The organism is Desulfosporosinus metallidurans (assembly GCF_001936615.1).
GTDB lineage: Bacteria > Bacillota > Desulfitobacteriia > Desulfitobacteriales > Desulfitobacteriaceae > Desulfosporosinus > Desulfosporosinus metallidurans.
The window spans coordinates 124,343-143,222 of sequence record NZ_MLBF01000001.1 but is presented as its reverse complement, the minus strand read 5'-3'; the positions used below and the strand labels follow the sequence as shown (position 1 = coordinate 143,222).

General features: G+C 46.6%; 21 protein-coding genes. All 21 read left to right on the top strand.

Annotated features, from left to right (window positions below):
• Positions 1-184: 184 nt before the first annotated feature.
• The 21 genes from pyrG to wecB all read left to right on the top strand — a co-directional run bounded on the left by pyrG (position 185) and on the right by wecB (position 18,761).
• Positions 185-1,777: a CTP synthase gene (gene pyrG, locus DSOL_RS00715; RefSeq protein WP_075362982.1), complete on the top strand. Its 1,593-nt coding sequence runs from the start codon at positions 185-187 to the stop codon at positions 1,775-1,777.
• Positions 1,778-2,024: 247 nt separating this feature from the next.
• On the top strand, positions 2,025-3,107 hold the full coding sequence (locus tag DSOL_RS00710; protein WP_075362981.1) for a lipid II:glycine glycyltransferase FemX: 1,083 nt from the start codon (positions 2,025-2,027) through the stop codon (positions 3,105-3,107).
• 4 nt (positions 3,108-3,111) lie between these two features.
• Entirely contained in the window at positions 3,112-4,323 is a 1,212-nt protein-coding gene (gene alr / locus DSOL_RS00705; protein WP_075362980.1) for an alanine racemase, read from the top strand.
• Between the two features lie 18 nt (positions 4,324-4,341).
• On the top strand, positions 4,342-4,704 hold the full coding sequence (locus tag DSOL_RS00700; RefSeq protein ID WP_075362979.1) for a response regulator: 363 nt from the start codon (positions 4,342-4,344) through the stop codon (positions 4,702-4,704).
• Positions 4,705-4,868: 164 nt separating this feature from the next.
• Positions 4,869-5,558 (top strand): hypothetical protein, encoded by a 690-nt coding sequence (locus DSOL_RS00695; protein WP_075362978.1) that lies wholly within the window; start codon positions 4,869-4,871, stop codon positions 5,556-5,558.
• Positions 5,549-6,403, top strand: coding sequence for a class II fructose-1,6-bisphosphate aldolase (locus DSOL_RS00690; RefSeq protein WP_075362977.1), 855 nt, complete (start codon positions 5,549-5,551; stop codon positions 6,401-6,403). The genes DSOL_RS00695 and DSOL_RS00690 overlap by 10 nt, the downstream gene beginning before the upstream one ends.
• 22 nt (positions 6,404-6,425) lie before the next feature.
• Complete coding sequence (fsa, locus tag DSOL_RS00685) at positions 6,426-7,064, top strand: fructose-6-phosphate aldolase (RefSeq protein WP_075362976.1); 639 nt, start codon at positions 6,426-6,428, stop codon at positions 7,062-7,064.
• Between the two features lie 279 nt (positions 7,065-7,343).
• Positions 7,344-8,315, top strand: a complete 972-nt coding sequence (gene glpX / locus DSOL_RS00680) for a class II fructose-bisphosphatase (protein ID WP_075362975.1) — start codon at positions 7,344-7,346, stop codon at positions 8,313-8,315.
• A 136-nt stretch (positions 8,316-8,451) separates the two neighbouring features.
• On the top strand, positions 8,452-8,649 hold the full coding sequence (rpmE, locus tag DSOL_RS00675; RefSeq protein ID WP_075362974.1) for a 50S ribosomal protein L31: 198 nt from the start codon (positions 8,452-8,454) through the stop codon (positions 8,647-8,649).
• 196 nt (positions 8,650-8,845) lie between these two features.
• Complete coding sequence (locus DSOL_RS00670; RefSeq protein WP_075362973.1) at positions 8,846-9,727, top strand: DUF1385 domain-containing protein; 882 nt, start codon at positions 8,846-8,848, stop codon at positions 9,725-9,727.
• 17 nt (positions 9,728-9,744) lie between these two features.
• Positions 9,745-10,815, top strand: a complete 1,071-nt coding sequence (prfA, locus tag DSOL_RS00665; RefSeq protein ID WP_075362972.1) for a peptide chain release factor 1 — start codon at positions 9,745-9,747, stop codon at positions 10,813-10,815.
• Between the two features lie 111 nt (positions 10,816-10,926).
• Positions 10,927-11,772, top strand: coding sequence for a peptide chain release factor N(5)-glutamine methyltransferase (gene prmC / locus DSOL_RS00660; RefSeq protein WP_075362971.1), 846 nt, complete (start codon positions 10,927-10,929; stop codon positions 11,770-11,772).
• An 8-nt stretch (positions 11,773-11,780) separates the two neighbouring features.
• Positions 11,781-12,827 (top strand): L-threonylcarbamoyladenylate synthase, encoded by a 1,047-nt coding sequence (locus DSOL_RS00655; RefSeq protein ID WP_075362970.1) that lies wholly within the window; start codon positions 11,781-11,783, stop codon positions 12,825-12,827.
• An 85-nt stretch (positions 12,828-12,912) separates the two neighbouring features.
• Positions 12,913-13,497: a manganese efflux pump MntP gene (locus DSOL_RS00650; RefSeq protein ID WP_075362969.1), complete on the top strand. Its 585-nt coding sequence runs from the start codon at positions 12,913-12,915 to the stop codon at positions 13,495-13,497.
• A 19-nt stretch (positions 13,498-13,516) separates the two neighbouring features.
• The gene (locus tag DSOL_RS00645) at positions 13,517-13,954 is read left to right on the top strand and encodes a low molecular weight protein arginine phosphatase (RefSeq protein ID WP_075362968.1); all 438 of its coding nucleotides are present in this window, start codon (positions 13,517-13,519) and stop codon (positions 13,952-13,954) included.
• Positions 13,955-14,116: 162 nt separating this feature from the next.
• Positions 14,117-14,569, top strand: a complete 453-nt coding sequence (rpiB, locus tag DSOL_RS00640) for a ribose 5-phosphate isomerase B (protein WP_170871407.1) — start codon at positions 14,117-14,119, stop codon at positions 14,567-14,569.
• Between the two features lie 82 nt (positions 14,570-14,651).
• Positions 14,652-15,179, top strand: a complete 528-nt coding sequence (locus DSOL_RS00635; protein ID WP_075363098.1) for a TIGR01440 family protein — start codon at positions 14,652-14,654, stop codon at positions 15,177-15,179.
• A gap of 25 nt (positions 15,180-15,204) precedes the next feature.
• On the top strand, positions 15,205-16,461 hold the full coding sequence (locus DSOL_RS00630) for a serine hydroxymethyltransferase (RefSeq protein WP_075362966.1): 1,257 nt from the start codon (positions 15,205-15,207) through the stop codon (positions 16,459-16,461).
• Positions 16,462-16,478: 17 nt separating this feature from the next.
• Positions 16,479-17,108, top strand: coding sequence for a uracil phosphoribosyltransferase (upp, locus tag DSOL_RS00625; RefSeq protein WP_075362965.1), 630 nt, complete (start codon positions 16,479-16,481; stop codon positions 17,106-17,108).
• Positions 17,108-17,566: a deoxycytidylate deaminase gene (locus DSOL_RS00620; protein ID WP_075362964.1), complete on the top strand. Its 459-nt coding sequence runs from the start codon at positions 17,108-17,110 to the stop codon at positions 17,564-17,566. Before upp ends, DSOL_RS00620 begins: the two co-directional genes overlap by 1 nt.
• A gap of 94 nt (positions 17,567-17,660) precedes the next feature.
• Complete coding sequence (wecB, locus tag DSOL_RS00615) at positions 17,661-18,761, top strand: non-hydrolyzing UDP-N-acetylglucosamine 2-epimerase (protein WP_083642266.1); 1,101 nt, start codon at positions 17,661-17,663, stop codon at positions 18,759-18,761.
• Positions 18,762-18,880 lie beyond the last annotated feature (119 nt).

Sequence of the window (18,880 nt, the reverse complement as noted above, 5' to 3'; positions counted from 1 at the left end):
CGAATGCCCTGTTTGAGTCTTGACTAAAAATAGTCTTACTGACTGGTAGAATAAAGCTAGTGCTCGCGAACTAGCTTTATTTATGTGTTTTGTAGCAGTAAAAATCTTCACGTCGAAAATGGGAGTTTGGTAGGAAATAGATGTTTGGTATACTTCAAAGGTCTGAAAGGAAATGGTAAAGCGCATGACAAAATTTATTTTCGTAACGGGCGGCGTTGTGTCTTCCCTTGGAAAAGGAATTACGGCGGCATCCCTTGGTTGTCTTCTCAAAAATAGGGGTTTAAAAGTGGCAATCCAGAAGTTTGATCCTTATATTAATATTGACCCAGGAACGATGAGCCCCTATCAACACGGGGAAGTGTTTGTTACGGAGGACGGGGCAGAGACGGACTTAGATTTGGGTCACTATGAGCGCTTTATTGATGTGCCAGTATCAAAAAACAGTAATGTAACGACAGGCAAGGTTTATTGGTCAGTCATCAGGAAGGAACGCAAAGGGGATTACCTAGGAGGAACGGTGCAAGTTATTCCTCATATTACCAATGAGATCAAGGAGCGAATCTACCGCGTGGCGCGGGAGAGCCATCCGGATTTTGTGATCACCGAGATCGGGGGAACTGTCGGGGATATTGAATCTTTGCCCTTTCTTGAGGCAATTCGCCAGATGAAAAATGACATTGGTATCGAAAATGTCATCTACATACATGTCACCTTAGTCCCTTATTTACCCATGTCTGGAGAATTAAAAACAAAGCCCACCCAACACTCGGTTAAAGAATTGCGGGGAATCGGCATTCAACCTACGATTATTGTCTGTCGCACGGAGAAAGCTCTTTCTCAGGATATGAAGGAGAAGTTGGCCCTGCTCTGTGACGTGAAACTAGAAGCTGTTATTCAGGCTTTAGATGCCCCAACGATTTACGAAGTTCCTTTGAATCTTCAAGAAGAGGGATTGGATGATATCGTTTTGCGTCGCGCGGGTATAGAGGCTCCCCCTGCTGATATGACCGAGTGGAAGGCTATGGTGGAGAAAATTAAGTCCCCGACGCGGGAGATCGAGATTGCAATAGTCGGTAAATATGTAGAACTCCCGGATGCCTATTTAAGCGTAGCAGAAGCTTTGCGATCAGCAGGGACTGAACACGGTGCTAAAGTGAAAGTCCGTTGGATTAATTCCGAGAATGTGGAGGAAGAATCTGCTGAAAAGTACTTAGAGGGTATAGATGGGATTCTCGTTCCTGGGGGGTTTGGCAACCGGGGCATTGAGGGGAAAATCGATGCGATTCGGTATGCTAGAGAACAAAAAATCCCATTTCTCGGAATCTGCTTAGGTATGCAAACAGCCATTATAGAATTTGCCCGCAATGTGTGTGGTATGGAGCGCGCCAATAGCACGGAATTTGATGCAGACACGCCATATCCGGTTATTGACATACTTCCAGAGCAAAAAGATATCGAGGAAAAAGGCGGGACCATGCGTTTAGGCATTTCCCCAGCAAAGTTGGTTGTTGGTAGTATAGCTAATCAGGCGTATCAAGAGCAAGTTGTCTACGAGCGCCACCGTCATCGTTATGAAGTCAATAACCAATTTCGTACAGAGCTCGAGAACGCTGGGTTGAGATTCTCGGGGACCTCGTTGGACGGCCGTTTGGTAGAAATAGTAGAATACCCAGATCATCCATGGTTTGTGGCTTCACAGTTCCATCCGGAATTCAAGTCTCGCCCAAACCGAGCACATCCGCTCTTCCGAGAGTTCATTCGAGCTGCGTTAAAATAGAAGTTGGACGTCGCGCTTATGTGATACTGCGTCCCGGGGCTTGGAACGGGGGAAATGTGCGACGCACGAAGTTTGAATCTCGAACTTCGACGTACAGATAAGAGAAAATTATGGTAAGCTAACTTAGGAGAGTTCTGCTAAGCCTTGGATAAAGGGTATGGCAAGAACTCTTCCTGTTGTAATAATAAGTTGTTGATTAGAGCCTTGTAACCCTGGAAAGAATGGAAAGAGGAAGGGGGCTGAAACGATGGCCTATGTTGCAAGATGGATCGATAAACGTGAACATTCGCGGTTCAATGCTTTTTTGGCCAAGGCTCCGAAAGGGCATGTGCTCCAGTCTTGGGAGTGGGGAGAGATTAAGAGCCGTACTGGATGGGTACCCTGGCGGTTAGTTGTTGAAGAAAATGGAGAAATTGTGGCTGTTGCCTCACTTCTCGAACGTAAAATTCCAGTTGTTGGAATCCCTATTTTTTACGCTTCACGCGGTCCTGTGCTGGACTGGGGGAATGTGGAGCTGTTCGATTTGGTGCTGGCAGAAATCCGCAAGTTGGCGAAAACCCGGGGAGCGATTTTTTTAAAGATTGACCCAGATGTGCCGTCATCAGAAAAAGAACTGGAGCAGTATTTGCTTAACAAGGGATTTCATTCCGCAGAGAGTGGTAAGGGCTTTGAAGGGGTTCAACCAAAGTATGTGTTTCGTTTAGATATCTCGCCAGATGAGCAAACGCTCCTAGACAATATGCATCAAAAAACACGCTACAACATTCGCCTTGCTCAGAAAAAAGGGGTACAAATCCGGCGAGGGACGCGCGAAGATTTACCGGAGTTTTACCGTGTTTTAAAAGAAACAACCGAGCGCGACCATTTCTTGGTGCGAGCTTATTCTTATTTTGAAGACCTTTATGACTCCTTAGTCCCGGTAGGACTGGGAGAGTTATTCATAGCCGAGTATGAAGGGAACATTGTATCCGGAACCTTGGCTTTTGTCATAGGAGATAAAGCTTGGTATATCTATGGGGCTTCGTCCAACGCTCATCGCAATGTCATGCCCAACTATTTAATTCAATGGGAAATGATTCGCTGGGCAAAGTCGTTGGGTTGCACTCTCTATGACTTCCGAGGGGTTCCTGGGCACTTGACGGAAGACAATCCTCTTTATGGCCTTTACCGCTTTAAGAAGGGGTTTAACGGAGAGTATACAGAGTTTATCGGAGAATGGGATCTCGTGTATCGCAGGGTGATCTATTTCCTTTGGAACCATTTAGAACCGATTTACTCGGATGTTGTCAAGGGAATCATCGGTAAGTTACGGCGAACACGGAGGGGATAACGCCATGGCTGGAACCTGGATTGAAGTTAATCTCGATGCGGTAGTGGGGAACTATCAAGAAGTTATTAAATATCTCCGACCCGAAGCGAGGTGTATGGCAGTTGTAAAAGCGGATGCCTATGGTCTGGGCGCAGTTGAGGTTGCACGGGCTTTAGAAGGAGCCGGCTGTGAAGCGTTTGCGGTTACTAGGGTCGAAGAAGGGCTAATTTTGAGGGAGCATGGAATTGAGAGGTTAATCCTTGTCTTGGGTCCGACCACGAAGGAGGAATGGCCCAAGGCGATCTCAGCACATTTGCAACTGACACTCTCTGAATTGTCTTCGATCTCGGAATTGAATGAGATTTGTTCAAATATGGAACTGGAACCCCAGCAAAACGTGCAGATGCATATAAAAGTTGAGACTGGCATGGGGAGAACAGGATTTCGACTTTCAGAATTAGGAGAGCTTATTGCGGCTTTGTCAAGCGCTCCTCATCTTAAAGTTGCAGGTGTATATACCCATTTCGCTCGTGCCGCCCAAAGGGATCAACCCTATACTTTGAGGCAATACGAACGTTTCGAGGAGTTTACCGCTCGTCTTGAAGAAGGGGGAATCCACCCGGTTTGGAAACATGTCTGTAACAGCGCGGCATTTCTTGATCATCCAGAGTGGCATCATGACTTTGTGCGTATTGGGACATTATTGATTGGGCATTATCCTGGGCAAGGTTTTAGTGGGAAATTAAGGTTGGAAGACCCTTGGACTGCTATAAGTCAGATTGTTCATCTGCGTAAAGTCCCTAAAGGGACGGATGTGGGGTATCAAAGCATATATCATACGAAGAAAGAAACACAGCTGGCGGTGATCCCGGTGGGATATGCAGATGGATTTGGCGTAGCCCCCCACTTTGTCCCTCAAGGAGGGATCGATTTTATCAAAATCGTGGTTAAGAATTTTGTGGCGCTGTTCGGTATCTACCTCGGTCAAGAACGGGTGGAACTGAAAGGGCGGACAGTGCGTGTTGCCGGGAAAATTGGTATGCAGCTTACCGTGCTTGATGTGGGAATGATGGAATGCGCGCTGGGAGAAGAGGTTAAATTACCTTTGCGCCGGACTGTGGCAAATCCTAGGATTCTCAGGAGATATCGAAAAGATGGACAAATGTTGTCAGAACGAGTTATAGAAGAAGGAATTATGCCTATTTATACAGAAGATTCACATTCAGTACAATCTTGAGGGAAAGGGATGTAGTGAGTGGCTAAGATTCTAGTAGTAGATGATCAACTGGGCGTACGTCGCCTGCTCTTTGAAACTTTCAGGGAAGATAAACATTTGGTGGAAATGGCCGCTAATGGAGAAGAAGCTCTTCAGTTACTCAAAACCTTTGAACCAGATCTTATTTTGATGGATATGAAAATGCCTGGAATGAACGGCATAGAAACATTAGCACAGATTCGTTCTGTGGACCAGGAAGTCGGCGTGATTATGATGACGGCTTACGGGGATGCTCAGAATATGGAACAAGCCAAGGAACTTGGAATTCTCTATTACATAGGTAAACCTTTTGATTTATTTGAGTTGCGAGAAAGGGTGGGCGGAGTTTTAAAGACAACATAGCGGAAGGACGTCTTTTAAGGAGATCATTTTACTTAGAGGTTAGCACCTATTGTGCCGACCTCTTTTTGTCGTCGCTTTTCACGGGTTCACACTTTTTTGTTAACTGAAAGGCAGGAGAATCTTCTTGCACGACGAAGTATAATCAGTAGGAAGAGGTGGGACTTATGATTCTAACGACAAACACGACGATAGCCATTCAGTGTTCCCAATGCGGGGAGCTAGAATTTCATGCCCTCTCTCTCTTTGCATTTTCTCGGCGAGGACGTAAGGACTTGTTTTGTGCTAGTTGCGGTCTTCAACTTGCGTCGATAACGAGCCGGAACCGTCAACAGTTCAACGTCGCTCATGTTTGTGCCTACTGTGGGGAGACCCATTATTTAAGATTAAGCCGCCATGCCATTTGGGGAAAAGAGGCTTTGCCGTTGGCCTGCCCAGTCGTGGGAGCGTCGGTGGGATATATCGGTCCTAAACAGAAAGTCACCCAAGCGTGTCATGAACGTGAAAAATCCATTGGAGAGTTGGCCATAGATTTGGGTTATGAGGAAGAGTTCGAAAATCCAGAAGTGATGCTTCGTATTTTAGATCATCTTCACCATCTGACCAAGCAAGGAGATTTAGGGTGTGCTTGTGGAAACCGGCAGTTATCCTATGAGTTGTTACCAGACCGTATTGAACTTTATTGTGAATGCTGTGAGGCCGTAGGGGTCATATATGCGGACAGTGCGGATAATGTTCGACAGGTTGAAGGAATAAATTCAATGTATCTGGAAGAGAATAAAACTTGGCGAATTAATAGTCCGCTGCGAGGTCAACACATTTCAAAAACAAATAAGGAGGAAGAAAAATGGCGTTAGTATCGATGACTCAGTTACTAGAAAAAGCACAAAAAGAACATTATGCGGTGGGGGCTTTTAACTGTAACAATATGGAGATTGTCCAAGCCATAGTCGCTGCAGCAGAGGCTGAAAATGCTCCAGTTATTATTCAGGCTAGCCAAGGTGCAATAAAATATGCTGGAATTGAGTACATCACGGCTTTAACTAAAGTTGCTGCCAGCAACGCGAATGTTCCTATTGCCTTGCATCTGGATCATGGGACTAGTTTTGCCCAGGTCATGCAGTGTGCTCGTAATGGATTTTCTTCCGTAATGATTGATGGGTCGAAACTGCCATTAGAAGACAATATCGCGTTAACCAATAAAGTGATTGAAGCAGTTCGGCCTTTGGGGCTCTCTGTAGAGGCTGAATTGGGCAAAATCGGTGGCACAGAGGATGACATTACCGTGAGCGAACGAGAGGCCTTGTTTACAGATCCAGCTGAAGCGAAGCACTTTGTTCAAGCAACGCAGGTAGATGCGCTCGCAATTGCTATAGGGACAGCACATGGTCAATACATTGGGATTCCTAAACTTGACTTTGAACGATTAACAAAGATTCGGGAGCAGATTTCGACTCCGATTGTGTTACATGGATCTTCGGGAGTGCCCGATGATGCGCTGAGGGAGGCGATTTCACGAGGGGTTTGCAAAGTTAACATTGACACTAATATTCGGGAAGCGTTTGTAAGAGCTGCCCGCGCAGTGCTTGAAGGAAATGCCAAAGAAATTGACCCGCGTAAAATGTTGGGCCCCGCTCGGGAAGCTGCAACAGCAATCATACGCGAGAAGATACGGGTCTTCGGCAGTAATGGGAAGGCGTAAATAATAGAAAGAAGGCAGCCGTATGCAATTTTTTTTGGATTCTGCTAATATTGAAGAAATTAAACAGGCTTGGGATATGGGAGTTATTGCTGGTTTAACGACGAATCCCAGTCTAGTAGCTAAAGAAGGCAAGGACTTCCACGAACTTCTCAAAACTGTGACAGGCATTGTTGATGGACCCATAAGCGCAGAAGTGATAGCCCTTGATCATGAAGGAATGTTACAGGAAGCGCATGTGTTGGCGGGTATTCATCCCAATATCGTGATCAAAATTCCTATGACTGAAGCCGGACTGAAAACTGTCAAGGTATTAAGTGCGGAGAAAATCAAGACAAATGTTACGCTTGTATTTGCAGCGAATCAAGCTCTATTGGCCGCGCGTGCGGGCGCTACCTATGTTAGTCCATTTCTAGGGCGACTGGATGATATCGGGGAAAATGGGCTGAATTTGTTAGCTGATATGTGCGAGATTTTTCAGGTCAATGACCTCGAAACCAAAATTATTGCAGCGAGCATTCGAAATCCTGTTCATGTTACGGAAGCTGCTAAATTGGGAGCAGATTATGCAACAGTCCCTTATGGGGTCTTAAGGCAATTATTCCGTCACCCTCTGACAGATATTGGGATAGAAAAGTTTTTGGCGGATTGGAAGAAACTTTGAGATTTAGTTCGTAAAAACTTGGTTGTTTAATGCATGATTGGCATCTGCTTGTCTAACTACAGATAAGTTGATGCCAACCTTTTTGCGAATCCGAGGGTTTGGTCAACTTAATGAGGGTTGAAATCACCATAAAAGTATGGCACAATAAACTTATTAACGATAAATGTGATGGCATAATTTGAAATACATGAAGGATAGTCTCAGTCTTAATGCGTGTGTTTGACAAAAGGGTGAGACGAAACAAGATTAGTTCGATAGAGAAATTAGGAGGGCTAGAAATTGGAAAGAGAACTTACAATGGAATTTGCTAGAGTGACAGAGGCTGCAGCATTGGCCTCAGCACGTTGGGTGGGCCTCGGCAATAAGGACGAGGCTGATAATGCTGCTGTTGAAGCGATGCGGGCGGTGTTTGACACGATACACATGGATGGCACGGTGGTAATTGGAGAAGGGGAAATGGACGAGGCCCCGATGCTCTATATTGGAGAACGTGTCGGAAATGGAGAAAGTCCAGAATTGGACGTTGCCGTCGATCCCCTAGAAGGAACCAATATTGTCGCCAAGGGGGTTGCTGGGGCAATTGCTGTTGTGGCGATTGCCACGAAGGGGTGCCTACTTCATGCACCAGATATGTATATGGATAAGATCGCGGTAGGCCCAGCCGCTGTTGGACGGATTAGTTTGGATGCAACCGTGGCCGAAAACGTCTCTAATGTGGCTCAAGCGTTGGGGAAAAGTATGGCAGACATGACGGTTGTGATTTTGGATCGTCCGCGCCATCAGAAATTGATTCAGGAAGTGCGTGCTTGTGGAGCGAGGATTCGTCTCATCACAGACGGAGATGTTTCCCCGGCTGTGGCCTGCGCGTTTGAAGATACTGGGGTGGACATGATGATGGGAATAGGTGGAGCGCCTGAAGGTGTCTTAGCTGCAGCAGCCCTTCGTTGCCTGGGGGGAGAAATGCAAGGTCGTCTTTGGCCTGAAAATGAAGACGATGTCGCCCGCGCTAAATCCTTAGGGATTGAGGATGTGCAAAAATTATTAATGATGGACGACTTAGTAAGCAGTGATGACGTCTTTTTTGCGGCTACAGGGATTACAGAGGGCCCTTTGCTGCGTGGGGTCACCTTCACCTCCAAAGGGGCATTGACACACACCGTGGTCATTCGGGGGAAAACAGGGACGGTTCGCTTTATCGAAGCACGTCACACCTTTGACAAGAAACCGAAATATGCTATGAAAGGCTGTTGATCTCTTTTCAGAAATGGGATCTTGACCAGTTAAGTATAGTTATGCTAGAATAGTAAGAGTTGACTGGAAATGAAATGTTACTCGAACAGGTGCGGCAAAAAAGCGCCTTGATCCAAATGGGAAAGAAGGTGAAGACATGAAAGAAAAAATTCACCCGAAATACGAACAAACCACGATGACATGTGCTTGCGGGGAAATCATCCAAACAGCAAGTACACGAAAAGACATTAAAGTGGAAATTTGTTCGAAATGCCATCCCTTCTATACCGGGGTACAGCGGTTTGTCGATGCCGGCGGACGGGTTGATCGGTTTAAAAAGAAATATGGGATGTAAACAACGGCCTGCGGTCGTTGCTGGTGGAAAAGCAGAGCGCAAGCTCTGCTTTTTGCGTAAATGTGCCATAGAGAAGCGCGAGGCGCGATATTTAACCTTCGAGCATCGGGCATCGAGCATCGCGTCTCGATATAAAGCCTTCACGCCTCGAACATCGCGCATCAGACCTCAATATATTAGATGAGGAGGACGTAGGATGGGTAGACCGGTCCAATATGGCGGGCAAGCTGTCATAGAGGGAGTCATGATGCGTGGGCCCCGAGAAAGCGCTATTGCGGTCAGGCTGCCAAATGGTGAGATTGAGGTAACGCACGTAGGGTTAAATACCTGGGCGGCAAAACCAGTATTTAAGTTACCGTTGATTCGAGGGTTTGTGGCGCTTGTAGATTCATTGATTGTAGGAACTCGGGCCTTGACCTTTTCGGCCAACCGTTCAATGGGAGAAGAAGAGGGCGAAGAAGAATTGGGGTTTTGGGAATTGGCGTTAACCATAGGGTTCGCTTTTGGCTTGGGTCTTCTTCTTTTTGTGGGATTGCCGACTGGAATGGCTCATTTGCTTCAAGGGAAGGTCACAGGGGTCGTATGGCAAAATCTTTTGGAGGGGGCAATACGTCTGGTTGTCTTTTTCCTCTATATTTTGCTCATTTCACGAGTTAAAGATATTCAACGGGTTTTCCAGTATCATGGCGCAGAGCATAAAGCAATTTTTGCCTATGAAGCGGGTAAAGAGCTAACGGTAGAAAACACGCGTCCATTTCCCAGGTTGCATCCGCGTTGCGGGACGAGTTTCCTTCTGATTGTAGTCGTAGTCAGCATCTTTGTATTCGCTTTTGTGGGTTTGCACCCCTTATGGTGGCGTATAATTTCCCGAATATTGCTCATGCCTTTCGTGGCGGGGATCGCTTACGAAATTCTAAAATTTTCAGCGCGACATTTAGAATCACCGTGGTTTCGTTGGCTTATTGTACCTGGTTTATTATTACAGAAATTAACCACGCGGGAACCGGATGATTCTCAGCTTGAGGTTGCCCTGGCTGCTTTAAAAGGGGTTTTGGATTCAGGTCAAGAACTTACGTAAATTTTGGGGTGTGAAAGATGTTAGAAAAACTTTATGAAATTGAACGGAAATATGACGAATTTACGGAGCTTCTCAGCGACCCGGAAATAATTTCTAATCAGAGTGAGTGGCAAAAATACGCCAAAGCTCAGGCTGGTATGACAAATCTTGTTACGGCGTTTAGAGAATATCAGGAAGTACTTCGAGAGCTGGAGGAAACGGAAACCTTGCTTTTGGAAAAACTCGACTCCGACATGCAAGAGATGGCGGAGCAGGAACGAGATGAATTGCGAAACCGATCTCAGGAATTAGAAGAAAAGATTCGCATTCTACTCTTGCCCAAGGATCCGTTGGACGAGAAAAACGTTATTATGGAGATTCGGGCCGGGGCAGGCGGAGATGAAGCTGCCTTGTTTGCAGGAGATCTTTACAGGATGTACACTCGTTATGCAGAAGGGCAGGGGTGGAAAACAGAGGTGCTCAGCGCCAGCTACTCAGATATGGGCGGTTACAAAGAGATTATCACCCTTATCGAGGGAAATGGGGCCTATAGCAAGCTTAAGTTTGAAAGTGGTGTGCATCGAGTTCAACGGATTCCGACCACGGAATCTGGGGGAAGGATCCATACGTCTACGGCAACGGTTGCCGTTCTTCCGGAAGCAGAGGAAGTGGAAGTTTCCATTAATCCAAATGACCTACGCATTGATGTCTATTGTTCGAGCGGACCAGGCGGACAGTGCGTGAATACCACCCAGTCGGCAGTGCGAGTGACTCATTTGCCCACAGGAATCATTGCGTCTTGCCAGGATGAAAAATCACAGCTCAAGAACAAAGAAAAAGCCTTGCGTGTCTTGCGTGCTCGCATCCTGGAGAAGGCTCAAGAAGAGGCAAGTGGAGAACAGGCGTCTGAACGCCGAAGTCAGGTGGGGACAGGAGACCGGAGTGAGCGGATTAGAACGTTTAACTTTCCTCAGGGACGAGTTACTGACCATCGTATCGGTTTAACAGTGCATCGCTTGGAAACAATCCTTACGGGAGACTTGGAAGAGATTATCCAAGCCTTGATTACATCGGATCAAGCGGAACGACTAAAAGCTGAGATTAAATAAAAGAACTTACGTCAAGCAGATTTGCGCATTGAAGTAAGTGAGAACTTAGTTGGGTGCCTAAGGGATATTCGAACATCGCACCTCGAACATCGATTAGGGGGCTAAGCGGTTTTGAAGGGAATTGAAGGAATGCGTTGGGGTGAGGCGCAACTCTTGGAAAAAGGGATAGAAAATGCTCGCTTTGACGCAGACCTATTATTAGCTGGAGTATTAGATGTAGCGCGTGATCGACTCTATCTTGATGGGGACCGAATTTTGTCAGAGCAAGAGGAGACGGACTATCGAAGGGCTATTATGCGTCGCGCTGAGCACGAACCTCTCCAATACATCCTTAAACGGCAGGAGTTTATGGGCCTTTCGTTCTACGTTGATGAGAGGGTACTCATACCGCGCGCGGACAGCGAAATTTTGGTCGAGAAGTGGTTGGAACTTGTGAAGCAGGGAGAACGTCAAGGACGGGGCAGATCGATTAAGGTCGCGGATCTTTGCACCGGAAGTGGGGCACTCGCTATTTCTATGGCGTATTATTATCCTGAAGTTAAAATGGTTGGGACGGATCTTTCACTAGATGCCCTTGAGGTGGCACGACAAAATGCCCTGCGCTTGGGTGTTTCAGTGCAGTGGCGCCAGGGGGATTTTGTCGCCCCTCTCCAGGGTGAACTTTGGGACTTTATTATCACAAACCCTCCCTATGTTTCTCTAGAGGAATATAATCAGTGTGCTCCCGAGATTTTCAGTGAACCTGCCATGGCGTTTTTAGGGGGACAAGACGGTTTGGACTTCTATCGTCGTTTGGCAGCAGAGGTTGGACCGTTGCTAAACCAGCAAGGGAAATTACTGATGGAAATCGGTTGGAATCAGGCTGAGGCGGTGTGTGGAATATTTCAGAAGAAGGGTTATGAAACTCAAGTTTTCCCGGATTTAGCGGGGCGGGACCGGGTGATCTTAGCGAGGTGATCGTAATAATGCAGACACAACGACGTTACATTGATGGACTTCATCCAGAAGCTGAACTATTAAAAGAGGGTGCAGAGTGGCTGCGAAAAGGGGAATTAGTAGCCTTTCCGACGGAAACGGTCTATGGTTTAGGGGCTAATGCCTTGGAGGCTTCGGCTTGTGCTAAAATTTTCGAAGCGAAGGGGCGACCCCAGGATAATCCCTTGATTGTGCATGTTTGTGACCGTGCCATGGCCAACAAATTGGTTGAGGTTTGGTCTCCGGAGGCAGAGCTATGTGTCCAACATTTCTGGCCAGGTCCGTTAACGTTGGTTTTGCCAAAAACGGCTCTAGTTCCGGATGTTGTTACAGCGGGTCTGCCCAACGTGGCGATACGCATGCCTAGTCATCCAGTGGCCCTTCGTCTGATCGAGGAAACCGGGCTTCCAATTGCTGCGCCAAGTGCGAACCTCTCAGGGAAACCCAGTCCGACAAGGGGAAGCCATGTTTGGCGTGACATGAAAGGCAAAATTCCGCTTATCCTTGACGCAGGGGCCTGTCTGGTAGGGTTAGAATCAACTGTACTTGATGTGAGTGGGGGAGTTCCCACGATCCTTCGTCCGGGCGGAATTTCTAAAGAACAGTTAGAGGCGGTATTGGGCGAGGTTCGAGTGGACGTTCCAGTGGAAAATCAGGCTCCTAAAGCACCAGGTATGAAATATAGACACTATGCTCCACAGGGAGAGATGATTCTGATGATTGGTCCTCACGAGCGGGTTGTTCGGCGATTGGGACAAGAAATTCATAAAGGACATGCAAGGCTAAAAAAAGTCGGGGTTCTTTGTACATTAGAGAGTGCACCTTTATTGCATATCCAGCTCCCGGATCTTTTGTTTGTATTGGGTTCTAGAGATCGACCAGAAGAAGTCGCAAGTAACCTGTTTGAGGGGTTGCGACTGTGTGATGAGAGAGGAATGGATTTGATTTTGGCTGAAGGGGTGGAGGAAGAAGGCCTGGGAACCGCTATCATGAACCGATTGCAGAAGGCTGCCGGACAACGGATTCTATATATTTAGTAAGGGCACAATGCATTGTGTCCTTACTAATCGTCTTATAAGCCCTTTCCTGTGCATATACATAGTGAGAACGGAGGGAAGGGTATTGAATATAGCATGGGTTGTCGCAGTTGCAATTGCCCTGGGAGCAGATGCATTCTCCTTGTCCTTAGCGATCGGCTTAGCAGGAATAAGGAAAAGGATGATGTTGCGCTTGTCGGTGGTGGTAGCTGTTTTCCATGTGGCTATGCCGCTGGGCGGAATGATTCTAGGACAGGCATTAGGCTCTATTCTTGGACGCTTTGCAAGCGGGATAGGAGCCTTGGTTCTTATGGGATTAGGGGGACGGATGCTTTACAAAGTTTATAGACCGACTGCTGAACATTTTTCGTTTGGGGAGGCTAGGGATGCCCTTTCCAGTAAAAGATTTTCCTCTAGTGTTTCTCTCACGGGATGGGGTATGTATATGCTGGCCGCCAGCGTTAGTTTAGATGCCTTAAGTGTCGGGTTTTCCCTGGGAACAATCAAGGCGGATGTCTCGCTAACGGTCATGACCATAGGAATGGTTGCCGGACTAATGACCGGAATGGGCCTGGTTTTGGGACGTATTATGGGAACGTGGTTGGGAGAAAAGGCTGAACTCCTCGGTGGATTAGCTTTGTTTTTCATTGGAGTTAAATTGCTTACTTAAGGGATTAAGGTGGTTTAAAATGGGATTAAAGCTTCTGTTTATTTGTACAGGAAACACATGCCGAAGCCCAATGGCAGAGGGGTTAGCCCGGGAAATGCTAGGGGATGTTGTTCAAGTTAGTTCGGCGGGGATGGAAGCATGGGAAGGAGAGTATGCCAGTCCTCACGCGCTTGAGGTTCTTGCAGAGCGAAATATTGATCTATCCAAGCATCGCGCGAGGAGGATTAGGGAAGAACTCATGGTGGAGGCGGATTGGATTATACCGATGACCCATGCTCAAGAAGAAGGCTTGAAGCGGCAATTTCCTCAGCATGTCCATAAATTCCGGTGCTTAGGGGATTGGGGAAAACAAAAACGAGACGTGCGGGATCCCTGGGGAGGTTCCCTCGAAGTTTATCGTCAGACAGCACAAGAGATTGGTGAATTGTTAAGAGTGTTAAAGGAGCAGATACCTTGATCCATCGGATCAGTCAAAAATATTAGCATAAGAAAGACGAAAGATGTCTACACTAGCGGCGTTGAAACGTCGCTTTATTTTGTGTTTTTGCAGGGATTTTGTAACTATCTGTAGAACTGGAATTATAGAACTAATATTTATAAAAGAGATGGAGGGATGAACGTGAGAGTTGTGCTGGGAGCTGATCATGGCGGTTACGAATTAAAGGAAGCCATTCGGACGCATTTAGAAGCACAAGGATTTGAAGTCCAAGATTTGGGAACCCACTCGACTGACTCGGTGGATTATCCCAAGTATGGTTTTTTAGTAGGGGATTCGATCATCAAGGGAGAGGCGGATTTAGGAATTGTGGTCTGTGGAACAGGGCAGGGGATTGCCATGGCCGCAAATAAAATGCCAGGAATCCGTGCAGCGGTCTGTACAGAGACATTTTCTGCCCGAATGGCGCGAGAACATAATAACGCTAATGTTTTATCACTGGGTGGTCGGGTTACCGGTGTTGGACTGGCGCTCGACATCGTGGACATCTTTTTAAAAACCGAGTTTTCAGGGGGTAGACACACCAACCGCATAAATTTAATTTCTAACATCGAACGTGGGGAGAAAATCTACTAAATGGGTTTTTTCAAGCGACTTACGTATAGGAAAGGAGGACTGCCTTTTCGTGGATAATAAAGTAGATCGAAAATTGCAGGATATGGGCAATCTATGGAACGAAATCCTAGATGCCTTTTTCCTTAATGCTAATTTACGCCCGAGACAGATCCTCGTTTTAGGGTGTAGCACCAGTGAAGTCATCGGCCAACGAATTGGACAAGGAAGCAGTTTAGAAGTTGCCGAAGTATTGCTCCCTCCCCTTTTGAGACGGGTTCACGAACAGGGAATTTTTTTAGCTGTTCAAGGATGTGAACATATCAACCGGGCCTTGGTCGTGGAAGAAGCGTGTGCAGAACACTATGAATTAGAAGTTGTTACTGTACGTCCAGCCTTGCATGCCGGAGGTGCAATGACCGTCAAGGCATGGGAAAAATTCTCTTCTCCTGTAATGGTAGAGCGAATTCAAGGACATGCTGGAATTGACATCGGAGACACCTTTATTGGTATGCACCTTCGCCCCGTAGCCATACCCATTCGCATACATGTCAAAGAACTAGGGGAAGCTCACCTAACCCTAGCACGTACTCGTCCCCGCCTAATCGGTGGCCCCCGGGCAATGTATGAATGAATGAAAAAGTAGGAGTGGAATAGAAATGGATTATATCAACCAATGGGTAAAACCCCAAGACCTCGAAGTTGCTAAAGCAATCGAACAAGAAGAGAATCGTCAGAGAAGCACCATTGAATTGATTGCGTCAGAAAACTTTGTCAGCAGGGCAGTTATGGCCGCCCAAGGATCTGTTATGACCAATAAGTATGCTGAAGGATATCCGGATAAACGGTATTATGGCGGATGCGAGTTTGTCGATGTTGTCGAAAAATTAGCGCGCGAACGGATTAAGGAGATTTTCGGTGCAGAGCACGCTAATGTCCAGCCTCATTCCGGGTCCCAAGCTAATATGGCGGTCTATTTCGCTATGTTGAAACCTGGAGATACGGTCCTTGGAATGAATTTATCCCACGGAGGACACTTGACCCATGGGAGCCCGGTAAATATCTCGGGGGTCTATTTTAACTTTGTTTCCTATGGCGTTGATTCGAAAACGGAACGTATTGACTATGAACAAGTTCGAAAACTAGCTCAAGAGCATAAGCCAAAGATGATTGTAGCAGGGGCGAGCGCTTATCCGAGGATTATTGACTTTACCAAAATGCGCGAAATTGCAGATGAAGTGGGCGCCTATTTAATGGTGGATATGGCGCATTTTGCTGGACTAGTGGCTGCAGACTTACATCCTTCTCCAGTCCCTTATGCGCACTTTGTGACATCGACTACTCACAAGACTTTAAGAGGCCCGCGCGGTGGTTTAATTCTCTGTAAGGCCGAGTATGCTCAAGCAATTGATAAGGCCATTTTCCCGGGAATTCAAGGGGGCCCTCTTATGCATGTTATCGCTGCAAAGGCAGTGGCCTTTGGCGAAGCCCTTCAACCAGACTTTAAAGCGTACCAAACTCGAATTGTGGAAAATGCCCAAGCGTTGGCCCAAGCGTTGGTCGATCGAGGCTTCCGTTTGGTCTCAGGCGGCACGGACAACCATCTTATGCTTGTGGACGTACGGACTAAAAAGTTAACGGGAAAAGAAGCAGAAAGTATTTTGCATGAAGTAGGTATTACTGTAAATAAAAACACCATACCCTTTGATACAGAAAGTCCCTTTGTCACAAGTGGGATTCGACTGGGGACGCCTGCAGTCACAACGCGTGGCATGAACACGGAGGCTATGAAGCAAATTGCGGAGGCGATGGACCTCGCCTTGACCTCACACCATGAACCTGATAAACTAGCGAAAGCACGGGAAATCGTCAGTACGTTATGCACTGAGTATCCCTTATACGCTAATTTAAATTAGGAGTTGAGACCGGAACCATGGCAAAGCTTCAAGTTCTTGATCATCCTCTAATTCAGCACAAGTTGTCCCTTATTCGCGATGAAAAGACTGGCTCAAAGGAATTTAGGGAACTAGTAGAGGAAGTCGCGATGTTGATGGCCTATGAGGTAACCCGTGACTTCCCCCTGCAAGAAGTAGAAGTACAAACACCAGTTGCACTTGCAAAGTCTAAAGTGCTTGCCGGTCGAAAAGTTGGCTTAGTTCCGATCTTGCGTGCAGGGTTAGGGATGGTTGATGGGATGCTCCGTTTGATCCCCGCAGCAAGGGTTGGGCATGTGGGTCTTTATCGGGATCCTGAGACTCTTTCGCCTGTGGAATACTATTGCAAGTTACCGAGTGACATTGCTGAACGAGACCTTATTGTCATTGATCCCATGTTGGCAACGGGTGGGTCAGCATCCGCGGCGATTACGTTCTTAAAAGATCGTGGCGCTAAAAATATTAAATTGATGTGCCTAATTGCGGCTCCGGAAGGGATTCAAGCCGTACAAAGCAAACATGACGACGTGGATATTTTTGTCGCGGCAGTGGATGAGCGTTTGAACGATCACGGTTATATTATACCAGGGCTTGGCGATGCTGGGGATCGGCTGTTTGGGACGAAATGATGACACGAGGAAAACGTCCAAGCTGGGATAGTTACTTTATGCAGATGGCACATGTGGTGGCTGGGCGTTCAACCTGTCTGCGCCGCCAGGTCGGTTCTGTAATAGTCAAGGACAAACAAATTTTGAGCACAGGATATAATGGGAGTCCCTCGGGACTCCAACATTGTGATGAAGTCGGTTGTCTACGGCAGAGCTTAGGCGTTCCTTCTGGGGAACGACATGAGATCTGCCGTGCTGTACATGCGGAGCAAAATGCTCTTGTACAGGCGGCTAAACATGGGGTCGCAATTAGGGGGGCGGATCTCTATGTGACCCATCAGCCTTGCGCACTATGTACAAAATTGCTGATTAATGTTGGAGTGAAACGTGTGGTCTATGTTCATTCTTATCCAGATCAGTTGGCAGTGGATATGGCGAGAGAAGCAGGATTAGAGTTTGAACAACTTACCGAATCATAAACGTGATATGTCGTTCGCTCTTCCTAATTAAATAATTTTAAGTGATTGGCATGTCAATCGGAGGGTATAATACGTGATAAATCGAAAAAAAGTGATGGTTGTGTTTGGTACGCGCCCGGAGGCCATAAAAATGGCTCCAGTGATCCAAGCGCTTCGCCAGAAAGAATCCATCCTTTGTCAGGTTGCCGTGACAGCTCAGCATCGCGAGATGTTAGATCAAGTTTTAAAGCTGTTTAAAATGGTTCCCGATTTTGATCTAAATCTCATGAAGCAGGGGCAAACGTTAACAGAAATCACGACACGTGCGCTGAGTGGGCTCAAAGTGGTTTTTCAACGTGAACTCCCTGATCTTGTGTTGGTGCATGGGGACACAACAACCACGTTTGTGGCTGCACTTGCTGCATTTTATGCGCAAATTCCAGTCGGGCATGTAGAAGCCGGGCTGCGAACGGGAAATAAGTATTCCCCATTTCCAGAAGAAATGAATCGTAGATTAGCAAGCGTTCTGACAGATTTTCATTTCGCCCCTACAGAGACGGCAAAACGGAATCTCCTGCAAGAAGGGATCGCCCCAGAGAAAATTTTCGTAACAGGCAATACAGTCATTGATGCTTTGTTAGCAACTGTGAAACCAGAGTATAGTTTTCTTGATCCTGAAATTCAAGCGATTCTAAAGCAGGGTAAAAAGTCAAGGATGGTTCTCGTCACAACACACCGTCGGGAAAACCTCGGTGAACCGATGCGTCAGATTTATCAGGCCTTAAAAAGTATGCTTGAAACATTCCCGGATACGCATGTTGTGTTTCCAGTACATAAAAATCCCAAGGTGCGAAAAGTGGTCACTGAGGTATTGGGAGCCCATCCCCGAGTCAATCTTGTTGAACCGCTGGACTATGAGCCCTTTGTAAATCTAATGGCACGTGCACATTTAATTTTGACAGACTCGGGGGGGATTCAGGAAGAAGCTCCATCCCTTGGAGTTCCGGTCTTAGTGGTGAGAGATACTACTGAACGGCCTGAAGCAGTGGATGCAGGGACGGTATCTCTCGTGGGCACTAATTACGAAAGCGTATTCTCTGAACTAAAGCGCCTTCTGGGCGACCAAACTGCCTATCAGAAAATGGCAATGGCTATAAATCCTTACGGAGATGGGTCCGCGGCCATAAAAATTGTATCAATTATTGCGGAAAATTAACTGCAGAGATAAAATTTAACTATGTTGTATAAAAAAGTACAAAGTAATGCTGAAATGTGTTAAACTATAAATACAAGCATATTTGTAAGAAACTTCTAGAAAATTCAAAACTAAAAGGA